The sequence below is a fragment of the Veillonella sp. genome (genome assembly GCF_015058545.1).
Classification (GTDB): domain Bacteria; phylum Bacillota; class Negativicutes; order Veillonellales; family Veillonellaceae; genus Veillonella_A.
The window spans coordinates 1-3931 of the sequence record NZ_SVCB01000107.1 but is presented as its reverse complement, the minus strand read 5'-3'; the positions used below and the strand labels follow the sequence as shown (position 1 = coordinate 3931).

General features: G+C 38.1%; 6 protein-coding genes. All 6 read left to right on the top strand.

Annotated features, from left to right (window positions below):
- Positions 1–71 precede the first annotated feature (71 nt).
- Positions 72–704 (top strand): hypothetical protein, encoded by a 633-nt coding sequence (locus E7204_RS07280; RefSeq protein ID WP_295183137.1) that lies wholly within the window; start codon positions 72–74, stop codon positions 702–704.
- 11 nt (positions 705–715) lie between these two features.
- Positions 716–985 (top strand): EutN/CcmL family microcompartment protein, encoded by a 270-nt coding sequence (locus E7204_RS07275; RefSeq protein WP_247240012.1) that lies wholly within the window; start codon positions 716–718, stop codon positions 983–985.
- Positions 986–996: 11 nt separating this feature from the next.
- Positions 997–2088 (top strand): ethanolamine utilization protein EutH, encoded by a 1092-nt coding sequence (gene eutH, locus E7204_RS07270; protein ID WP_295183136.1) that lies wholly within the window; start codon positions 997–999, stop codon positions 2086–2088.
- A 10-nt stretch (positions 2089–2098) separates the two neighbouring features.
- Positions 2099–2545, top strand: coding sequence for a cupin domain-containing protein (locus E7204_RS07265; protein ID WP_295183134.1), 447 nt, complete (start codon positions 2099–2101; stop codon positions 2543–2545).
- 63 nt (positions 2546–2608) lie between these two features.
- Positions 2609–3094 (top strand): hypothetical protein, encoded by a 486-nt coding sequence (locus E7204_RS07260; protein WP_295183132.1) that lies wholly within the window; start codon positions 2609–2611, stop codon positions 3092–3094.
- Positions 3095–3165: 71 nt separating this feature from the next.
- A complete protein-coding gene (bcp, locus tag E7204_RS07255) occupies positions 3166–3630 on the top strand; it encodes a thioredoxin-dependent thiol peroxidase (protein ID WP_295183130.1) in 465 nt (154 codons plus the stop codon).
- The last annotated feature ends 301 nt before the right edge of the window (positions 3631–3931 follow it).

Sequence of the window (3931 nt, the reverse complement as noted above, 5' to 3'; positions counted from 1 at the left end):
TTTGATGAAGCTAATGCCTGTGACTTGAAAAATGGTGATCTTGGGGAAATTATAGAATAGAGGTGATAGTTATGACATTAAGTGAATTAGAGACTATTGTTCAAACTATTACTAATCGAATTTGGAAAGAAATTTCTGATAAAAATGTTAAACCCAAAATTGGAATTAATGCATTGAGTAGTGATACTAAGGATGCTATGAAACATATTATAAGACATGAAGAAAAAGTATCCGGTATACAAGCTGAAAACATTAATATTACCGACCATAAGCAAGCATTAAATGTTGAGTTTTTGTCATTGCCTGAGTTAAGTGAAGTGGCACATCTTATGCCGCAAAATGATACCACGAAAAAAATTGTGGAATCATTATTACTGCGAAGGCCGGTGATTATACATCGGATTCCTGAAATCACTAAGATGAATAATGGATCTATTCCATATGCATTAAAGCAACAATGGCAGAGTATATTAAGTAAGTGTAAACAGTTTGGCGTTTCTTTTGGTGATAATGTCCAATCTGTGTATACGGGCAAAAAAAGTAATGAAGTAAAACGGGAAAATAGCAACTCAACATTAAAACCGGTATTTATTACGGTTGCTAAAGTAGTTGAAATGGTAAATTCCGGAGAAAAAATGCCGACAAATGCACGACTTACGCCATTAGCGCAGGATTATATTCGAGAGCATAATTTGAATTTATAAGGAGTGATACTGTGCTGATTGCTAAAGTGATTGGTAGTTTATGGTCTACCAGAAAAGATGAAAAGCTTAATGGTTGGAAATTTATGATTGTTAGAGAGTTAGAAGCCGATGGGGTAACCGAGAAAGAATCATTTGTGGCGGCAGATAATGCCGGATCCGGTATCGGTGATACCGTATTGGTTACATTAGGTGCTGCGGCCAGAATTTCTGCAGAAAATCTTAATACGCCTATCGATGCAATGATTGTTGGGGTTATTGACTCGATTGATACCGCTGGTTAGGAGATGCAACTATGAGTATTAATGAAATTATTATGTATATCATGGTCCTCTTTATGATTATAGGGGGCATAGATAAGTGTATTGGCAATAAACTTGGTTTAGGTGAAAAATTTGAAGAAGGAATAATGGCAATGGGTGCTTTAGCAATGTCAATGGTGGGGATTATTACCATCGCACCTATATTAGCTAAAGTGTTAAGTCCGATAGTTGTTCCTGTTTATACAATGTTGGGAGCTGACCCATCAATGTTTGCGACCACTTTATTGGCCAATGACATGGGGGGCTTTGCGTTAGCTCAACAAATGGCATTAAATCCGGAAGCCAGTTTATTTGCCGGTGCTATCTTGGGTGCTATGATGGGGCCTACTATTGTATTTACAATTCCGGTTGCTTTGGGAATTATTGAAAAAGAAGATCATCAGTATTTGGCAACAGGAGTATTATGTGGCATCGTTACGATTCCTTTAGGTTGTTTAGCAGGCGGTTTGGCTGCCGGTATGAGCTTAGGTATGATTTTAGCTAACTTAGTTCCTATCGTAATTTTTGCAGTGCTTGTTATTTTAGGCCTTTGGTTAGCACCGGAAATGATGATTAAATGCTTTACCGTTTTTGGACAAGGGGTTGTAATTGTTGCTGTACTTGGTCTAATTTTAGGAGCATTACAATTATTGGTTGGTATTACTGTAATTGAAGGTATTGCACCTGTAACTGAGGGGATTGAAATCGTAGGTGGTATTGCGTTGACTTTAGCCGGTGCATTTTGTTTGGTGGCTTTTATCACTAAAGTATTTAACAAACCGCTTATGAAAATGGGTTCGGCTTTAGGTATGAATGAAGTAGCTGCAGCCGGTATGGTAGCAACATTAGCAAACAATATCCCTATGTTCCAAATGCTCAAAGATATGGATACACGCGGAAAAATCTTGAACGTTGCATTCGCTGTTTCGGCATCCTTTGTCCTTGGAGATCATTTAGGTTTTACTGCCGGTGTGGCTAAAGAGATGATCTTCCCTATGATTGTAGGCAAATTGGTAGCAGGTGTAACTGCAATTTTAGTCGCTATGTTTATGTCTAAACGCATTATGGCAAAAGCTAAGAAATGAGGTGCTGAAAATGTCAAATATCACTCGTGAAATGATAGAAACATTAGTGCGCCAAGTTGTGAGCGAAAAATTAATGGTCACTAAGTCTATATCAAATAGTGGTGTCGGTGTAGTAAAGCTACCAATGATTGATGTAACTGAAGAAGATCGATTGGATACCGGGAACCCTAATGATAAAGTATATACTAAAGATTTGTTTTCATTAGATGAAAGTCCACGTTTAGGCTGTGGCTTGATGTTTATGGAAGACACTACATTCGACTGGACTTTGAATTATGATGAAATTGATTATGTAATTGATGGTGAGTTAAGTATTATTATTAATGGCGAGACGATTACAGCCAGGCCGGGTGAAATCCTTTTGATTCCAAAGGGAAGTTCAATTCAGTTTTCTGTAAAAGGTAAAGCAAGATTTGTTTATGTTACCTATCCGGCAGATTGGCAATCGCAAGCCTAATAGAATGTTGATGAGTGTTAAAGCGAATACCAGACATTCTTTTATAGGTAAGGAGGTAAGGGCATGACTGAGAAAGAAAATTTAGCCAGTGTATTAGCCGGGGCATATAAATTGGATTATCGATGGCTCGTTATTGATTCGGAGCTGTTACAAATAAGAATTTATAAAGATGTTTCTGACGAAACGGAAGTTCCTTTGGAGCTAAATTTTGATCCTCATTTTGCAGAGTATATTGTGAATGTGTGTAAAAATAAGGACAATCCAATTGTTATTTCGGAAGTATTGGTTGAATTTTGTGCATCAGAAACACATGCTCTTTATTATGATAAGAAAAGCTATGAGCAACAAGCTATAGCTATCCGTCATAAACCGAATGAATTAACTGCTATACGAGAAGACGGGGAACGTTATTTATTAACGTTAAACGGCGTAGTACGCACAAATCCGGGGGATTGGGTAATTCGTGGTGTTAATGGTGAAGAGTATCCTTGTGACCCTGAAATTTTTAAAAAACTTTATGATATTATAGAAGAAGAACCTAAAGCATAGTATAATTAAAAAAACTGATTCAGTTTTCTGTAATCAGTAATTTAATTAATTCTATGTTGGGAGTGAATCTTATGGCAGACTTAAAAGTAGGCGACAAAGCACCTGAATTTTCCGTTGTGAATGATGCGAATGAATTGGTTAGTTTGAAAGATTTAGCAGGTCAAAAAGTGATTTTATATTTCTATCCGAAGGATAATACTCCGGGCTGCTCCATTGAAGCACAACAATTCAATGAAGCTTATAAAAAGTTGCAAGACGCCGGTTATGTTGTACTCGGCGTTAGTCGCGACACCGTAAAACGTCACGTGAACTTTAAAGAAAAATATGACTTACAGTTCAACCTGTTAGCCGATACCGACGAAGCCCTTTGTAACGCCTATGGCGTCATGAAAGAAAAGAAACTCTACGGTAAAGTATCCATCGGCATCGAACGATCCACCTTCGTCATCGACGAAAAAGGAGTTTTAACTCATATCTACCGTGGGGTAAAGGCCAAGGAACACGTAGGGCAGTTGCTAGCTGATCTCGGCTTATAATCGCAGTTTGCTATCACTGTTCTAATTACATTGCAATCGCTTAATAGAAAGCCCCATACATCTATCTCTCAGCCCACACCCATTCGGCTAAGGGATTCGTTGGTCTCGGCTCACAAATTACAGTTTTCGAGCGGCTTGCGAATTAAAAGCCTAATATCTTATAAGCAAAGCCATCTATACCTATCTCTCAGCCCGCACCCATTCGGCTAAGGGGCATTCAAGATAGGTATAGATGGCTTTTTTAGGCTCTTTGTCAAATTTTGGGGCGCTAAAGAGTCTATGCACTTTGAGGAAGGACATG